The sequence below is a fragment of the Streptomyces spinoverrucosus genome (assembly GCF_006539505.1).
In the GTDB taxonomy this organism is placed as follows: Bacteria; Actinomycetota; Actinomycetes; order Streptomycetales; family Streptomycetaceae; genus Streptomyces; species Streptomyces spinoverrucosus.
This window is the reverse complement of the sequence record NZ_BJND01000024.1, coordinates 26,283-41,576: the sequence shown is the minus strand read 5'-3', so window position 1 is coordinate 41,576 and position 15,294 is coordinate 26,283. Positions and strand designations below refer to the sequence as shown.

Annotated in this window: 13 protein-coding genes and 1 pseudogene; 5 read left to right on the top strand and 9 right to left on the bottom strand. The window is 70.5% G+C overall.

The genetic code is table 11. The features are described 5' to 3' along the window. Positions 1 to 21: 21 nt before the first annotated feature. Together SSP24_RS17680 and SSP24_RS17675 are read right to left on the bottom strand one after the other, a co-directional pair. Complete coding sequence (locus SSP24_RS17680; RefSeq protein ID WP_141310539.1) at positions 22 to 1,182, bottom strand: alkaline phosphatase PhoX; 1,161 nt, start codon at positions 1,180 to 1,182, stop codon at positions 22 to 24. Positions 1,183 to 1,352: 170 nt separating this feature from the next. Further along, positions 1,353 to 2,744: an alpha/beta hydrolase family protein gene (locus tag SSP24_RS17675; protein WP_141310538.1), complete on the bottom strand. Its 1,392-nt coding sequence runs from the start codon at positions 2,742 to 2,744 to the stop codon at positions 1,353 to 1,355. Positions 2,745 to 3,124: 380 nt separating this feature from the next. Between SSP24_RS17675 and SSP24_RS17670 the strand changes: the two genes are divergently transcribed. Further along, positions 3,125 to 3,463 carry an ArsR/SmtB family transcription factor gene (locus SSP24_RS17670; RefSeq protein ID WP_141310537.1) on the top strand — a complete coding sequence of 113 codons (339 nt, stop codon included), beginning with the start codon at positions 3,125 to 3,127 and terminating at the stop codon, positions 3,461 to 3,463. After that, the gene (locus tag SSP24_RS17665; RefSeq protein WP_229865452.1) at positions 3,460 to 4,278 is read left to right on the top strand and encodes a cation efflux transmembrane domain-containing protein; all 819 of its coding nucleotides are present in this window, start codon (positions 3,460 to 3,462) and stop codon (positions 4,276 to 4,278) included. The genes SSP24_RS17670 and SSP24_RS17665 overlap by 4 nt, the downstream gene beginning before the upstream one ends. A gap of 207 nt (positions 4,279 to 4,485) precedes the next feature. Here SSP24_RS17665 and SSP24_RS17660 read toward each other — a convergent pair. Beyond that, a pseudogene (locus SSP24_RS17660) lies at positions 4,486 to 4,848 on the bottom strand (DNA alkylation repair protein); the annotation flags it as partial. Positions 4,849 to 5,072: 224 nt separating this feature from the next. Between SSP24_RS17660 and SSP24_RS17655 the strand changes: the two are divergent. Next, positions 5,073 to 6,230, top strand: a complete 1,158-nt coding sequence (locus SSP24_RS17655; protein WP_229865454.1) for an RNA-guided endonuclease InsQ/TnpB family protein — start codon at positions 5,073 to 5,075, stop codon at positions 6,228 to 6,230. Here SSP24_RS17655 and SSP24_RS44150 read toward each other — a convergent pair. From SSP24_RS44150 to SSP24_RS17640, 3 genes are read right to left on the bottom strand one after another with little or no spacing between them, the layout of a single operon-like run. After that, on the bottom strand, positions 6,227 to 6,415 hold the full coding sequence (locus SSP24_RS44150) for a hypothetical protein (RefSeq protein WP_229865456.1): 189 nt from the start codon (positions 6,413 to 6,415) through the stop codon (positions 6,227 to 6,229). The genes SSP24_RS17655 and SSP24_RS44150 overlap by 4 nt on opposite strands. Positions 6,416 to 6,449: 34 nt before the next feature. Beyond that, positions 6,450 to 7,940, bottom strand: a complete 1,491-nt coding sequence (locus tag SSP24_RS17645) for a sensor histidine kinase (protein WP_141310536.1) — start codon at positions 7,938 to 7,940, stop codon at positions 6,450 to 6,452. Continuing rightward, positions 7,937 to 8,620: a response regulator transcription factor gene (locus SSP24_RS17640; RefSeq protein ID WP_141310535.1), complete on the bottom strand. Its 684-nt coding sequence runs from the start codon at positions 8,618 to 8,620 to the stop codon at positions 7,937 to 7,939. Before SSP24_RS17640 ends, SSP24_RS17645 begins: the two co-directional genes overlap by 4 nt. 207 nt (positions 8,621 to 8,827) lie before the next feature. On the opposite strand from SSP24_RS17640, the gene SSP24_RS17635 reads away from it, so the two are divergent. Then, positions 8,828 to 9,442 carry a carbonic anhydrase gene (locus SSP24_RS17635; protein ID WP_141310534.1) on the top strand — a complete coding sequence of 205 codons (615 nt, stop codon included), beginning with the start codon at positions 8,828 to 8,830 and terminating at the stop codon, positions 9,440 to 9,442. 20 nt (positions 9,443 to 9,462) lie between these two features. After that, positions 9,463 to 11,094 carry a SulP family inorganic anion transporter gene (locus SSP24_RS17630; RefSeq protein WP_229865459.1) on the top strand — a complete coding sequence of 544 codons (1,632 nt, stop codon included), beginning with the start codon at positions 9,463 to 9,465 and terminating at the stop codon, positions 11,092 to 11,094. A 4-nt stretch (positions 11,095 to 11,098) separates the two neighbouring features. Here the strand turns inward: SSP24_RS17630 and nirD are convergent, their stop codons facing one another. Genes nirD through SSP24_RS17615 form a run of 3 tightly spaced genes read right to left on the bottom strand, consistent with a single transcriptional unit; the run spans position 11,099 to position 15,285 of the window. Beyond that, positions 11,099 to 11,449, bottom strand: a complete 351-nt coding sequence (gene nirD, locus SSP24_RS17625; RefSeq protein WP_141310532.1) for a nitrite reductase small subunit NirD — start codon at positions 11,447 to 11,449, stop codon at positions 11,099 to 11,101. Then, the gene (nirB, locus tag SSP24_RS17620) at positions 11,446 to 14,064 is read right to left on the bottom strand and encodes a nitrite reductase large subunit NirB (protein WP_141310531.1); all 2,619 of its coding nucleotides are present in this window, start codon (positions 14,062 to 14,064) and stop codon (positions 11,446 to 11,448) included. Before nirB ends, nirD begins: the two co-directional genes overlap by 4 nt. Next, the gene (locus tag SSP24_RS17615; protein WP_141310530.1) at positions 14,065 to 15,285 is read right to left on the bottom strand and encodes an NAD(P)/FAD-dependent oxidoreductase; all 1,221 of its coding nucleotides are present in this window, start codon (positions 15,283 to 15,285) and stop codon (positions 14,065 to 14,067) included. It lies immediately after the preceding gene. Positions 15,286 to 15,294 lie beyond the last annotated feature (9 nt).

Below are 15,294 nucleotides of genomic sequence, written 5' to 3'. Positions count from 1 at the left end.
AAACCAGTCCCCTAGGGGGTCCTACGAGCGGAAGGGTCCCGTCACCTCGTAGGTGATGCCGCCGGACGAGCTGCCGCTCGTACCGCGCTGGCTGGAGAAGTACAGGCGCCGGCCGTCGGGGGAGAACGCCGGTCCCGTGATCTCCGAGCCGGAATGGCCGTCGATGCGCAGGAAGGGTGCGATCACGTCGTCCGGGGTGATCACGCAGATTTCCATGTTGCCGCCGTCCTCCGCGACGAACAGGTCGCCGGAGGAGGAGCCGGTGATGTTGTCGACGCCGGTGAGGGGGGCCGTGCCGGAGGTGACGAGGGAGTCGTCGTAGGCCAGCTCGTAGGTGTTGTTGGTGAGGTTGAGCTGCCAGACGCGGTTGTCGCCCTTGGTGGTGAACCAGACCGTGTCGTCGGCGTAGTGGCAGCCCTCGCCGCCGCTGAAGGACTTCGAGCCGGAGACCTGGGTGCGGGTGCTGGTGGGGGAGCCGTCGGGGTCGGGGACGTTCTTCCAGGTGAAGGAGCCGGACGTGGCGGAGCCCGCGATCATGACCTGGAGGGTGCCGGAGGACAGGTCGCCCCACGTGGTGGGGACGAAGCGGTAGAAGCGGCCGTTGGACTCGTCCTCGGTCAGGTAGATCACCTTGCGGACGGGGTCGGCGGCGGCCGCCTCGTGCTTGAAGCGGCCCATGGCGTCACGGCGTACCGCCGCCTTCACGCCCCACGGGTCGGTCTCGTAGACGTAGCCGAGGGACACCTCCTCGCAGGACAGCCAGGTGTTCCACGGGGTCTTGCCGCCCGCGCAGTTGGTGCGGGTGCCGGAGAGGATGCGGTACGCCGACGTGATGGTGCCGGTCGACGAGAACTTGATCGCGCTTGCGCCGCCGGAGGGGTTGATCTCCGAGTTGGAGACGTAGATCCAGCCGCTGCCGTCGGTGTAGCAGGCGCCGCCGTCGGGGGCGTTGTGCCAGGTGTACGAGGTGCCGGAGACCCGCTGCCCGGAACGGGCGATCACCCGGCTGGTGAAGCCGTTGGGGAGTCGGATGCCGTTGGCGTCGGGGGAACGGAGAGCCCCGTAGGGGCCCGTGCCGGGCTGGGCGGGCGCCGCGTACGCGGCGCCGCGCCACAGGCTTCCGCCCAGGGCGGCCGCTGAGCCGCCGAGGACGGCCGCACGCAGGAGGTTACGACGTTCCACTCTCACTCCAGGAGGTGCCGTGACCGGCCCGCCGTCGGTCGACGGCGGGGTCGTGCGGTCAGGGACCCTAGGGGAGCGGGGTGGACACGTCGTGGCCATGCCATGACGGGGTGGGGGCGGCTCGGGGGGCCTCAGCCGTGGAGGCTGTTGAGCTGCAACCTCGTGGGGCGTCACGGGGAAGGCGCTGCCACGCCGCTTTCGTTGACAGTGAAGCGACCGTTCGTCGCGCAGTTGAAGGTGCCGTTCTTGATCCACTCGATCACGGCCGCCTGGACCGTGGCATGAGGGCCGGCCCAGGGGCGGCCGGGGCGCCCGCCGTAAGGCGTTCCTGATTGCGGGGTGCAGCGCGGTCCGGAGCACCCCTCCCACAAAGTCGCGTGGCTCGCGCACCGCACCTGCACCTGCACCTTGTTCGCAGTGCCAAGGCTGTTGTAAAGCGCCGTTGCGTCGGCCGGTGTCGCGAGCGGTGTCCTGTCCTCAAGGCCGTTGATGACGAGTGAGGGTGTGGTCTGCTGCTGCGCGACGGCGGCGTTCCAGCCGTAGCTGGAGAAGGTAGGCGCGCGGCTGACGCCGGTCGGATGGGCGCGGTCCCCTCCCCATGTGCTGCCGAGGCGGTCTTCCTCCATGAGCTGCGTCCACAGCTGTTGCCGACTGTTGGGGACGATATGGCCGGTGCAGGCAGCGTCCCGTTCCGGGGCCATCGCCCAGGTCGACTCGCTGTCCGAACGGGTGCTGAGGTTCGTCGGGAAGGACGTGAAGCCCGTCGGCGGTGTTACTTCCTCGGTTGGTGTGCCGAAGATCGATTCTGCGAACACGGCGCGGTTGACCTTCGCGATGACGGCGGCGCTGTCGGGAAGCACCGGGTTGGCCGCGTACAGGGTCCGGCCGACGTGCTGCCCGCCGAGCGAGAAGCCGACCAACGTGACCTTGCCGTCCGTCGGCCTGGCCCGCGCGATCGCGTCATCGATGACCTGCCGGATGTCGCGTACCCACAGGTCGATGCGTCCGAAGCGGTAGTTGCTGGAGTGCGCGCGCCGCTGCCCGTTGAGCGGATTGTTCAGCAGCAGTGTTCCCTGCTGGTCGAGGCGGAAGAAGGGAAAGTTACTGCGGTCGCACCCCTCGGCGTAGGGGCAGGAACCGTCGGGGAGGTAGGGCCTGAGGCTTGCGTTGCCGGGATCGTCGAGTCCCTGGCGGAACCGCGTCGAGCGGGCGTGGCCGAGCAGGCTTGGTGCGAAGGTGTCGATTCCCGCCTGGGCGAGCGTTCGCTGCATGCTGAGCGTCCCACCTCCGGGGGCGGGGTGTCTCATGTCGAACACCGGCGTGCCAGGGAGGTTGCGGCCGTGGACCAGCACCGCAGCCCTGTTGGGAACATCCCGGCACTTCCCGTGGGCGTACACCGGCCGGACCCGGTGGACTTGGATCCTCGCCGGGCGGCCGTCGAACTGCGGGTCGGGCATCAGGCCGGGCGGCACCGTGAAACGCAGGAAGTAGTCCTGGACGCGAATGCCGGTTGGTGCCGCGTCGCAGCGCAAGGCCGCGGACTCGACGCTGCCGACGGCCATTGCGCCACTGGAACCGAAGGCACCCGTGATCAATCCGAGGGACAGCACAAAAAGCCATCGCTTCCGGGTCACCGATCTACCACGCCGCCCAGAGGGGAAGGCTCCGGCCGCCCTCGGGGTTCCGCCGCGCGGCGACCACTTCGATCGCTGGGGCGCACGCCCATCGGGCGCGGGCTCATGTCGCTCGGGACGGTGGCGCATGGCATCTCCGGTGGCTACTGCGTGTCGGCACGGCACGGATGCCCATATTGGCCGTCGCATGCGCTTCCAAAGCGGCTGAGACAGCCCGGACCGCCCAGACGGGCCAGCGATCAGGGGAACCCCACCGCCCATTGGAATCCAGGTTTCTGTGAATTCAGGATGTCGTGTACAGTCGTCCTGTGCTGACTGTTGCCTGCGACATCGAGGTGCTGGCCCGGTTCGGCCGCGCGCTCGCCGATCCGATTCGCTGCCGCATCCTGCTTGCGCTGCGCGAAGCCCCCGCCTATCCGGCTGACCTCGCCGACACCCTCGGTATCTCCCGCACCCGGCTGTCCAATCACCTGGCGTGCCTGCGCGACTGCGGGCTGGTCGTCACCGTGCCCGTCGGCCGCCGTACCCGCTATGAGCTGGCCGACGAGCGCCTGGGCCACGCACTCGATGACCTGCGCAACGCCGTGGTGGCCGTCGAGACCGACCGCACCTGTGCCGAGGCCGACGAAGAGGGCTGCTGCTCATGACCGCCGAGATATCGATCTCCCTCGGCCCCTCCCCGGCCCGCCGGGACGCGCTCACCCGGCGGATACGCCTGCTCGTCGCCGCGACCATCGCCTACAACGCCGTCGAGGCGATCGTCGCCCTCACCGCCGGCACCCTCGCCTCCTCCACCGCCCTGATCGGCTTCGGACTCGACTCCGTCATCGAGGTCTCCTCCGCCGCAGCCGTGGCCTGGCAGTTCTCCGCCCGCGACCACGCCGCGCGCGAAGCCCGCGAGCAACGAACCATGCGGATCATCGCGGTCTCGTTCTTCGCGCTCGCGACCTACGTCACCTTCGACGCCGTCCGCGCGCTGACCTCCGCCGGTACGGCGGAACGCTCCGTCCCCGGCATCGTCATCGCCGCCCTCTCCCTCGCGGTCATGCCGTTCCTGTCCGCGGCCCAGCGCCGCGCGGGCCGCGAACTCGGCTCAGCCTCCGCGGTCGCCGACTCCAAGCAGACCCTGCTGTGCACCTACCTGTCCGCCGTGCTCCTGGCCGGCCTTGTCCTCAACGCCACCCTCGGCTGGGCCTGGGCCGACCCGATCGCCGCCCTGTTCATCGCCGCCATCGCGGTCAAGGAAGGCCGCGACGCCTGGCGGGGCAAGGGCTGCTGCACGGCCCCAGCGGCTGCAACTGACCGTCCTCAAAGGCAGGCCTCACCTGGGTTCCTCGATGCGTGCTCGCCTGCCTGCCGCGCGGCGTTCTCGCAAGCTCACGGCCCACGATGCCAATGCGAGGCAGATGGGCAGGTACACCCACAACTCGGGGGCAGCAGAGGCTGCGAGGAGAAGCCATGACGACACGGCAGCCGTAAGCAGTGCTGCGGGCAGCCACTGGCGCCAGGGGGGCAAGTGGCTCATCCGAAGGACTGACCAGGCCATCCAGGCGAAGATGCACAAGATAGGGATAGCAAAGATCATCCAAGGCTCCCGGAACATGGAGATGGGCGCTCGACCCCGGCGAGATCGCCGACCTTAGTGCTCACTTCCGGGACCGGTCCCGAGTCAGTTCCCCTGTCGGCGCACCATCTCGGTGATCCAGATGGGTGCGAACGGGGACGTGCAGCCCGGGGACGTCGGGTAGTCCTTGAGCACCTCCAGGCGCTCACCGATGTCGATGGCGCGGGCGCGGTGCTCGGCGTGGGCGATTCCGATCTGGGCCAGGCAGTGGTTCATTGCCCACTGGAGGCGATCCGGGGCGTCTTTCATCTCCGCCTCGATGACGTCGAGCAGCCCTGCGAGATCGAGGCCGTCGGGCTTCTTCGCCACGCGTTCGGTGGTCAGCGCCCAGCCGGCACTCGCGACCACCGGATCGGGGTCGGCGGACCAGGCCAAGCGCAGTTCTTCGGCGTGCGGGCTCTTCTTCACCTGATTCTGGCGAGGATGCCCCGGCGCTCACGCCGGGGAGGAACCGCCTCCTGTGGCTGCGACGCGGAGCGTCGCCGCGTTTGCTTGCTGCCCGGCGCGGAGCATTTCTACGGCTGCCCGGCGGAGCCAGGGAATGCGAACAACTGCCCTATAGGTCACCGGCTGTGGTGATCGTCGTGCGAATGGCGATCGCGTGTGCGGTTGTCGGACTACGGTCCGATGTCGTGAAGCTGGTGGTGCAGGTGAAGCTGCTGCCGACGCCCGAGCAGGCGTCGGCACTGGAGGCGACCCTGCGTGCCTGCAACCGGGCGGCCACCTACGCCTCGCAAGTTGCCTTCGCCCAGGATCTCAAGGACCGCAACGGCCTGCAGAAGGAGGTGTACGCGGACCTGAAGGCGACGTTCGGGCTGTCCGCGCAGCCGACGGTACGGGTCGTGAAGAAGGTCGTCGACGCCTACACGACCCTGAAAGCCAACCTGCGGGCCGGAAACCTCGGCTCGCCCACCTCCAGGCGGCACCGCAAGGCAGTCAGCACGCCGATCGTCTTCCGCCCGGAGGCGGCCCAGCCGTTCGACGACCGCTGCCTGTCCTGGCAGCACGATGCACGCACCATCTCCATCTGGACCGTGGACGGGCGGATGAGGGGCATCCGGTTCGCCTGCTCGCCCGACCAGCTAAAGACGCTCGTAGCGCATCGCAGGGGCGAGAGCGATCTCGTCCGGCGTGGCGGGAAGTGGTTCCTGGTCGCCACATGCGACATTCCGGATCCCGAGAAGTACGAGCCGGTTGGCTGGATCGGCGTGGACCGGGGCATCGTGAACCTGGCCACCACCTCCGATGGCACCAATCACCAGGGGCGTCGTCTGGGCCGTTACCGGCGCTGGCAGGCCCGCAAACGCGCCGAACTCCAGGCCAAGCAGACCCGCTCGGCCACCCGCCGTCTCGCCCGCCGCGCACAGAAGGAGCGCCGTCATGCCACCCATGTGAACCACGAGATCAGCAAGGAGATCGTGTCCGTCGCTCAACGCACCGGTCGCGGGATCGCCGTCGAGGAACTCGGCGGGATCCGTGAGCGGGTACGGCTACGCGGCGACCAGCGGGGCACGCTCTCCTCCTGGCCCTTCCATCAGCTCGGGCAGCACCTGGCCTACAAGGCCAGGCGGGCCGGGGTGCCGTTTTTGGAGGTGGATGCGGCCTACACCTCGCAGCGCTGTCCGCGCTGCGGGCACACCGAGCGGGCCAACCGGCCGACTCGTGATCATTTCTGCTGTCGTCGGTGCGGGCTCGCTGGTCCGGCCGATGTCGTCGCCGGGGTCAACGTGCGTGATCGCGCACGCTCGGCGTGGGTATTCGTCACCATGCCCGTCCCGCTACCGGCCTAGCCGGAGGGTGGGAGATGCGACCCGTGACCGTCCTGTCGTAGGGGGCAGTCGGGAGCGCGACGAGGTGTGAACGGATCGAGCGCACAAGCTCGGCCGTTCACGGCCGAGAAGGTGACCGCTCGCGTCTTGGGGTCCTCCAGCCCGGCCAGTTCGGCCATCACCTCGGCCGGCGTCGTCTCGGCCACCTCAGCCTCCTGTCCGTCCCACGCGGGATTCAGCCTACGTGGTCGAGCTGGTCGAGATCGGCGGTTGTGGAGCTGGTCGGCCTGCCCGAGGATCCCCGCCGACGGGGCCAGGTATGGATGGCGCGGCCTCCGCCGACGGAAAGCGGACCACCGCGTCCAAGCCGCCCGTCGCCGCCGGGCGCAGGGTCACCTCGCCGCCGCCCGCGTGGGCCAGGCGCTGGACCAGGGACAGGCCCAGGCCCGTGCCCCCCTTGGGTGCGCCGGGGGCGCGCCAGAAGCGGTCGAAGGCGCGGGCGCGCTGCTCCGCCGTCATGCCGGGGCCCTCGTCGGTGACGTGCAGGTCGACCCAGCAGGGGCGGCTGTCGCGCAGGGGGCGGCGGAACGGGACCACCAGCCGTAGCTCCATCGTGACCGTGCTGTCGGCGGGGGAGGCCCGCAGGGCGTTGGAGAGGAGGTTGTCCAGGATCTGTTCGACGGCTCCGGGGAGGGCGAGGACGGGGCCGACGCTGCCGGCGAAGAGGACCAGCGAGACGTCCTCACGGGCGAACAGCGGCTGCCAGGCGCGGTGGCGTTCTGCGCACACCTCGCCCACGTCGACGGGGCCGGGCAGGGTCGTGTCCTCCTCCAGGCGGGCCATCGCCAGCAGGCCCTCGACCATGCGGGCCAGCCGGTCGGTCTCGGTGACGGCGGCGGTCAGGCCTGGGCGGGCGCGGCGGGCCACGGCCGGTTCGAGGTTCTCCAGGCGCAGGCGGAGGGCCGCCAGGGGGGTCTTCAGCTGGTGGGACGCCTCCCCGGCGAAGGCGCGCTGGGAGGCCAGGAGGTGTTCGAGGCGGGCCGCGGTGCGGTTGAACGCGGCCGCCAGGCTGCGTACCTCCGGCGGTCCCGAGGTGATCGGTACGCAGGTGGACGGGTTCCCGTCGGCGAGGCGGTGCGCGGCCTCCTCCAGGCGGCGGATGGGGCGTCCGGCCCAGCGCGCGAACGCGAACGCCACCGCCACGACCCCGGTGAGGACCGCGAGGCCTACGACGGCCAGCAGCAGCCACACCCGGTTGACGCGGTCGTGCACCGCGTCCGTCGGCAGGGTGATCCGTACGGCGCCCTGTGCCCGGTGTCCGACCGGTGCCGCGACCGACAGGTAGCGCACGCCGCCGGTCGTGGACGCGCGTACGGATGTGGTGGGGCGGCCGCGCAGGGCCGCCGCGACCTCGGGGCGGGCGGCGACGGTGCGTTGCTGCTCGGCGGACAGTGCGGGCGAGGCCGCGAGTACGGTGCCGTCCGCGTCCAGCACGACCACCTGCCCGCCGATGCGCTCGGCGCAGTGCTCGGCCCGCTCCACGAGTTCGTCCCCGCGCCCGGCGGCCACCGACAGCTCGGCGAACGCCGCCACCGCGTCGGCCTCGTTGTTCGCGGCGTTGACGATCCGCTCCCGCTCGGCGCGCGAGTAGACGAACCCGAGCGGGATCTCCAGTCCGAGCAGGACGAGGGCGGCGAGGCTCAGGTAACTCAGCAGCAGGCGGCGGGTCATGAGGAGCCGTCGGCGGGGCTCACGGCGAGCCGGAAGCCGACGCCCCGCAGGGTCTGGATCCACGCCGGGTGGCCGAGTTTGCGGCGCAGGGTGGCCACATGGACGTCCAGGGTCTTGGTCGGGCCGTCGTAGTGCTCGTCCCAGACCCGGTTGAGGATCTGCTGCCGTGAGTACACCGCGCCGGCGTCCTCGGAGAGCAGCGCCAGCAGTTCGAACTCCTTCGGTGTCAGTGTGACCGGCTCCTCGCCGACCCACACCTGCCGGGTGCGCCGGTCCACGACCAGCGGGCCGACGTCGTACGACGGTTCCTGCTCGTCCGGCCGCCGGCCGTGACGCCGGTGCACCGCCCGGATGCGGGCCACCAACTCCCGTACGCTGAACGGCTTCGCCACATAGTCGTCGGCGCCCAGCTCCAGGCCCAGCACCCGGTCGGCCTCCTCGCCCCGCGCGCTGAGGATGATGACGGGCACGTCGGAGGACCGGCGGATGCCGCGGCAGACGTCGATGCCGTCCATGTCGGGCAGGCCCAGGTCCAGCAGGACGACGTCGCCGTACGGCCCCGCCAGCCCCTCGGCGCCGGTGGCGACACGATGGACTGTCAGACCGAAGTGCCGCAGTCCGTCGGCGAGCGGTTCGGCGATCGTCTCGTCGTCCTCGATGAGCAGCACTCGTACGCCCATGGCGTCCTGTCTCTCGATGAAAAGGCTGGATGAAATCGGTCGACACGCTACAAGAGAATGTGCAGCCCGGATTGGTGATTCCGGCCTTTGTGAAATGGCCCTCAGAAACCGCTTGTATTCGGGGACTTAGTGTTCGCCTAACCTTTCTCTGTACATCGTGCTCCTACGGTCTCAGCGCCAGGTCGGAACCCATGCCAAGGAGGCAGGATGAAGGCGTTGCTGGACCGCGCCCGGTCGTTCAAGCGACGGGTCGACTTCGAGAGCGACGAATACCGGAAACTGGTCGTCGGGCAATTTCCCGAGGCCCTGTTCATTACCTGCTCGGACTCCCGGGTGATTCCCGCGCTGATCACCGGCGCACGGCCCGGCGAGATATTCGAGCTGCGAAATGCGGGCAACATCGTGCCGCCGCACGAGGAGCACGGGGCGGCCTCCGGCGAGGCCGCCACCATCGAGTACGCGCTCGAAGTGCTGGGCGTTCAGGACGTGGTGGTGTGTGGCCATTCCCACTGCGGGGCCATGGGCGCGATCACACACGGCGCCGATCTGTCCGGGCTGCCCAGGGTGGACGCCTGGCTGGACCTCGCGCGGCCGGGGTTGGAGCCTGTACTCGGGGAAGCCGCAAAGACCATGGACCCGGCGCTGCGCGAGGTCGTGCAGCTCAACGTGCGCAATCAGCTCGCCGCCCTGCGCGGGTATCCGGTCGCCCGGCGGCTGATCGAGGCCGGGCGACTGCGGCTGCACGGCTGGTACTACGAGATCGCCACCGGCACGGTCCACGAACTCGACGAGGACGACCGGTTCCGGGTGCACGGGTCATGAGCGGGGCGCACGCACGGCGTATGGCGGGACCTCGTAAGACCCGATCGAGTACGACCGGCAAAGCCGACCTCGGTACCGAGATCACCGCCTCCCTCGTCGTCTTCCTGGTCGCCCTGCCCCTGTGCATCGGCGTCGCCGTCGCCTCAGGCGTGCCCGCCGAGCTGGGGATCATCTCCGGAGTCGTGGGCGGGCTGGTGGTCGGGGCGGTACGGGGCAGTACCCTCCAGGTCAGCGGGCCGGCCGCCGGGCTGGCCGCGCTGGTCGCGGAGACCGTGCTCGAGCACGGCGTCGCCATGCTCGGTGTGATCGTCCTCTTCTCCGGCGTCCTGCAGATCGTGCTGGGACTGGTGAAGCTGGGCCGGGTGTTCCAGGCGATCTCCCTCGCCGTCGTCCAGGGCATGCTCGCGGGCATCGGGCTGCCGCTGATGTTCAGCCAGCTGTATCCGATGTCCGACGCCAAGGCGCCCGGCACCCCGTTCGAGAACATCGCCGGTGTGCCCGGGCTGCTCGCGGGTGTCGCGGCCGACCCTCAGGCGATGATCGCGGCGGGCCTCGGCGTCGTCACCATCGTGCTCAGCTTCGTCTGGAAGAAGGCGCCGGGCCCGGTGAAGAAGATCCCGGCCGCGCTCGTCGCCGTGGGCATCGGCATCGCGGTCGCAGCGCTGCCCGGCGTGGACGTGAAGACCCTCCAGGTCGGCAATCTCGCGGACGCCGTCGACGTGCCGGGTCCGGGGCAGTTCGCGGGCCTCGCCGACGCCGGGATCATCACCGCGATCCTCACCTTCACGGTGATCGCGTCGGCGGAGAGCCTGTTCACCGCGGCGGCCGTGGACCGTATGCACACCGGCCCGCGCACCCGCTACAACACCGAGCTCATCGCCCAGGGCGCGGGCAACACGGTGGCCGGTATCCTCGGCGCGCTCCCTGTCACGGCGGTCGTCGCCCGCAGCTCGGCGAACGTCCAGGCGGGGGCCAGGACCCGCATCTCCCGCACCCTGCACGGCCTGTGGCTGCTCGCCTTCGCGCTGCTGCTGCCCCAGGTCCTCGCGCTGATCCCGATCTCGGTGCTCGCCGGGGTGCTGGTGCACAGCGGCTGGAAGCTGTTCGCGCCGGAGGAGTTCCCGAAGATGTGGCGGCAGGACCGGGGAGAGTTCGCGGTCATGGCGCTCACCACTCTCGTCATCACGGCCACCGCGCTGCTGGAGGGTGTCCTGATCGGCCTCGCGGCCGGGGTGGTGCTGGCCGCGCTGCGGATGTCCCAGGCGGTCGTACGGCAGCACATCGACGACGACACCGCCCGGGTCGTCATGGCGGGCAACGCCACCTTCCTGCGGCTGCCGCGCCTGATCGAGGCTCTGGAGCAGGCCGCCGCCGCGGGCAAGCCGCGCATCCGGCTCGACCTGCTCGGGGTCACCCACCTCGACCACGCCTGCCGCACCCAGATCGACGAGTTCGTGGCACAGCAGCGCGGGGCCGGGCTACGGGTGGAGCTGCTGATGCCGGATCTGACGGGGGCGGGGGCGAAGGTGCCCGAGGTGAAGGTCCCGGACCTCAGTGACCCCCAGCCTGCCCCCGGCCCCAGCGCCGAATGGTTCTACCTGGACACGCGTCCACCGCTCGGCGACGACTCACCCAGCCCCACGCCCCGTTGACGGATCAGGCCGCCCGTACCTCGTACGTCGCCACCCGCACCGACTCGTCGTCCAGGCACTGGCCGGACAGCAGGTCGAAGCGCTGCTTGAGCAGGGGCGAGGCGACGAACGGGCGGTCCTGGTGGGTGCCGATGAGGCCCCGGGAGAGGACCGCGGCGCCGGTGAAGGGGTCGCGGTTGTCGATGGCGTACAGCCGGCCCTTGCGGTCGCGGAAGACGGCGACCTGGTTGCCGTCCGGCAGCAGGGCCGCCACGCCGCGGCCGGGGAGCAGCAGGTGCAGGTCGCAGACCGTGAACCAGTCGTCGGTCAGCCGGAGTTGGACCTTGAGGTCGGTCGTCTCGGGTGCCAAGGTCATCGCTGGGCGGTTCCTTCCAGGACGTCTGCCGTGTCTTCGGCCGGTCGCATGCCGATCGACAGCAGCGGCAGGTCGGGCTTGATCTGGTCGCGTTCGGGGACGAAGCCGACGACCGGGTCGGGGGTGTCGGGCGCGTTCACGAAGGAGACGAAGCGGGCCAGCTTCTCGGGGTCGTTGATCGTCTCCGACCACTCGTCGCGGTAGTTGGCGACGTGCGCCGACATCAGCCGCTCCAGCTCCTCGCAGATGCCGAGCGAGTCGTGCACGACCACGTCCCGTACGTGGTCCAGGCCGCCGGGGATGCGTTCCAGCCAGGTCGACGTGCGCTCCAGGCGGTCCGCCGTGCGGATGTAGAACATCAGGAAGCGGTCGATCAGGCGGATCAGTTCGGCGTCCGACAGGTCCTGCGCCAGCAGGTCCGCGTGGCGGGGGGTGGCGCCGCCGTTGCCGGCGACGTACAGGTTCCAGCCGTTCGACGTGGCGATCACGCCGAAGTCCTTCGACTGGGCCTCCGCGCACTCCCGGGCGCAGCCGGAGACCGCCGACTTGAGTTTGTGCGGGGAGCGCAGGCCGCGGTAGCGCAGCTCCAGGTCGATCGCCATCCGGACCGAGTCCTGCACGCCGTACCGGCACCAGGTCTGGCCCACGCAGGACTTCACGGTGCGCAGGGACTTGCCGTAGGCGTGGCCGGACTCGAAACCGGCGTCCACCAGGCGTGCCCAGATCAGCGGCAGTTGCTCGACGCGGGCGCCGAACATGTCGATCCGCTGACCGCCGGTGATCTTCGTGTAGAGGCCGAAGTCACGGGCGATCTCGCCGATCACGATCAGTTTCTCCGGCGCGATCTCACCGCCGGGGATACGAGGGACGACGGAGTACGAGCCGTTCTTCTGGAGGTTGGCCAGGAAGTGGTCGTTGGTGTCCTGCAGGGACGCCTGCTCGCCGTCCAGGACGTAGCCGTTCGCGCCGATCGTCGGGGCGAGGGAGGCGATGATCGAGGCGACCGCCGGCTTGCAGACCTCGCAGCCGTCGCCGCCCCGGGCGCCCTCACGGCCGTAGCGGTCCAGGAGGTCCTGGTACGAGGTGATGCGCAGGGCCAGGACGATCTCGTACAGCTCCTCGCGGGTCTGGCCGAAGCAGCCGCACAGGCCCTTGTCGACCTCGACGCCGCTCGCCTCCAGCTCGGCGGTGACCAGCTGGCCGAGCACCTTGACGCAACTGCCGCACGTCGTACCGGCCTTGGTGCACTTCTTCACCTCGGGCACCGTGGTGCACTTGTGCTCGGTGACCGCCTCGCGGATCGTGCCCTTGCGGACGTTGTTGCAGGAGCAGATGATCGCGTCGTCCGGCAGCGCGGTCGGGCCGAGCTGGGCGGACTCCCCGGCGCCGGCGGGCAGCACCAGCGACTCGGGCGAGACCGGCGGGACGGAACCGGTGAAGGCCTTCAGCGTGCCGTACGCCTCCGCGTCGCCGACCAGGATGCCGCCGAGCAGCGTGCCGTCGCGGCCGATGACCAGCTTCTTGTACAGGCCGCTGCGGGAATCGGAGTAGACGACGTCCAGGCAGTCCTCGGCGGTGCCGTGCGCGTCACCGAAGGAGGCCACATCGACGCCGAGCAGCTTCAGCTTTGTCGACAAGTCGGCGCCGACGAACGAAGCCTCGTCGGCCGCGATCGTCGCCGCCGCTGTCTCGGCCTGCTCGTAGCCGGGGGCGACCAGGCCGTACACCCGGCCGTCCACCGCCTGCGCGCACTCGCCGATCGCGAACACGTGCGGGTCGGCGACCGTACGGCACTGCTCGTCGACGGTGATGCCGCCGCGCTCGCCGACCGTCAGACCGCAGTCCCGGGCCAGCTGGTCGCGGGGGCGGACACCGGCGGAGAACACCACCATGTCGGTGGCGAGTTCGGAGCCGTCGGACAGCTTCATGCCGCTGACGGCACCATCGGCGCCCGTCACGATCTCCTGCGTGCCCACGCCCGTGTGGACGCTCAGGCCCATGTCCTCGATGGTGCGCAGCAGCGCCGCGCCGCCGCCCTCGTCGACCTGCACCGGCATCAGACGGGGCGCGAACTCCACGATGTGCGTCTCGACGCCCAGGCCCTTCAGCGCACCGGCGGCCTCAAGACCCAGCAGACCACCGCCGACCACGGCACCGGTCGTGGCCTTCGTCTTGGCGTACTCCTCGATCGCGAGCAGGTCCTCGATCGTGCGGTAGACGAAGCAGCCGGTGGCGTCCTTGTTCGGGACCGGCGGCACGAACGGGTACGAGCCGGTGGCGAGGACGAGGACGTCGTACCCGAAGACCTGGCCGGACTCGGCGGTGACCTGCCGGGCCTCGCGGTCGACGGAGACCGCCGGGTCACCGACGTACAGCTCGATGCCGTGGTCCTTGATGAACTCCATGTCGGTCATCGACAGGTCCTCGGGCGTCTTGCCCGAGAAGTACGAGGTGAGCGCCACGCGGTCGTACGCCGGACGCGGCTCCTCGCACAGCACGACCACGCGGTGCGTGGCGGTCAGGCCGCGCTCGGCGAGTGCTTCGAGGAAGCGCTGGCCGACCATCCCGTGGCCGACGAGCACGATCGTGGGGGTGGCCCCCAGGGCGGCGGTCATTCAGGAGCCTCCATCGTTGGTGAGCAGGTGGAGCAGGGGGCCGTCGTCGGGGAGCGGCTCTGCTCCCTCCCAGGCGCGGGCGAGCGCGCCGACGGTGCCGAGTTCGCCGACGAGGACCCCGCCGACCAGGCGGTCGTCGCGGACGACGACCTTGCGGTACGTGCCCCGGGTGGCGTCGGCGAGCTGCACGACGTCGTCGCCGGGGCGGGGTTCCGTCTCGCCGAACGCGGCGAGGTCGAAGGGGGCCTGACCGGCGAGGGTGAGGCGGGTGAGGGCGCGGGTGCCGGTGTAGCGGGCGGTGGTGCTGCCGGCCAGCAGCTCGGCGAGGGTGTCGGCCTGGTCGAGCGCGGGGGTGGCGAGGCCGTAGAGGTTGCCGTCGTGCTGGGCGCAGTCGCCGATCGCGTAGATGTGCGGGTCGGAGGTGCGCAGCTGGTCGTCGACGAGGACGCCCTTGTGGACCGCGAGCCCGGCCGTCTCGGCGAGCTTCGCGCGGGGGCGGACGCCGCAGGCCAGGACCACGAGGTCGGCGTCGAGGGCGTATCCGTCGGCCATCTCGACCGAGCGGACCGCGCCGCCGACCACGCGCACGTCCCGCACCCGGCACTCGGTGTGCACCTCGACGCCCAGGTCGGTCAGGTGCCGCTTGACCAGCTTGGACGCGGCCGGGTCGAGCTGGCGCTCCATGAGCCGCTCGGACTGCTGGGCGAGCACGACCTGGGCGCCGCGCACGGCGAGCGCACGGGCGGCGGAGACTCCGAGGAGCCCGCCGCCGATGACGACGGCGCGCACGCCGGGGCGTACCGCCTTGGACAGGCCCAGGCAGTCGTCCATGGTGCGGAAGGCGTGGACGCCCTCGGGCAGCACATGGTCGGCAGTGAACAGTCCGCGCAGTGGCGGCAGCACCGGGTTGGAGCCGGTGGCCAGGACCAGCGTGTCGTATGCGATCTCCGAGCCGTCCGCGCAAGCCACGGTCCGCCCGGCACGGTCGATCCCGGTCACCCGGGCGCGGACCAGCTCCGCCGGGGCCGTCAGGCCCGGCAGGGAGATCACGTCCGGGTTGTAGCGGCCGGCCAGCACCTCGGCGAGCAGGACCCGGTTGTACGGGCGGTGCTCCTCCTCGCCGACGATCAGCGCGGGCGTGCCGAGCTCACCGAGCCGCCGGGCGAGCCGTACGCCCGCGAGGCCGGCGCCGATCACCACCACACGCGAATTCGAGGTCATGCATCGCAG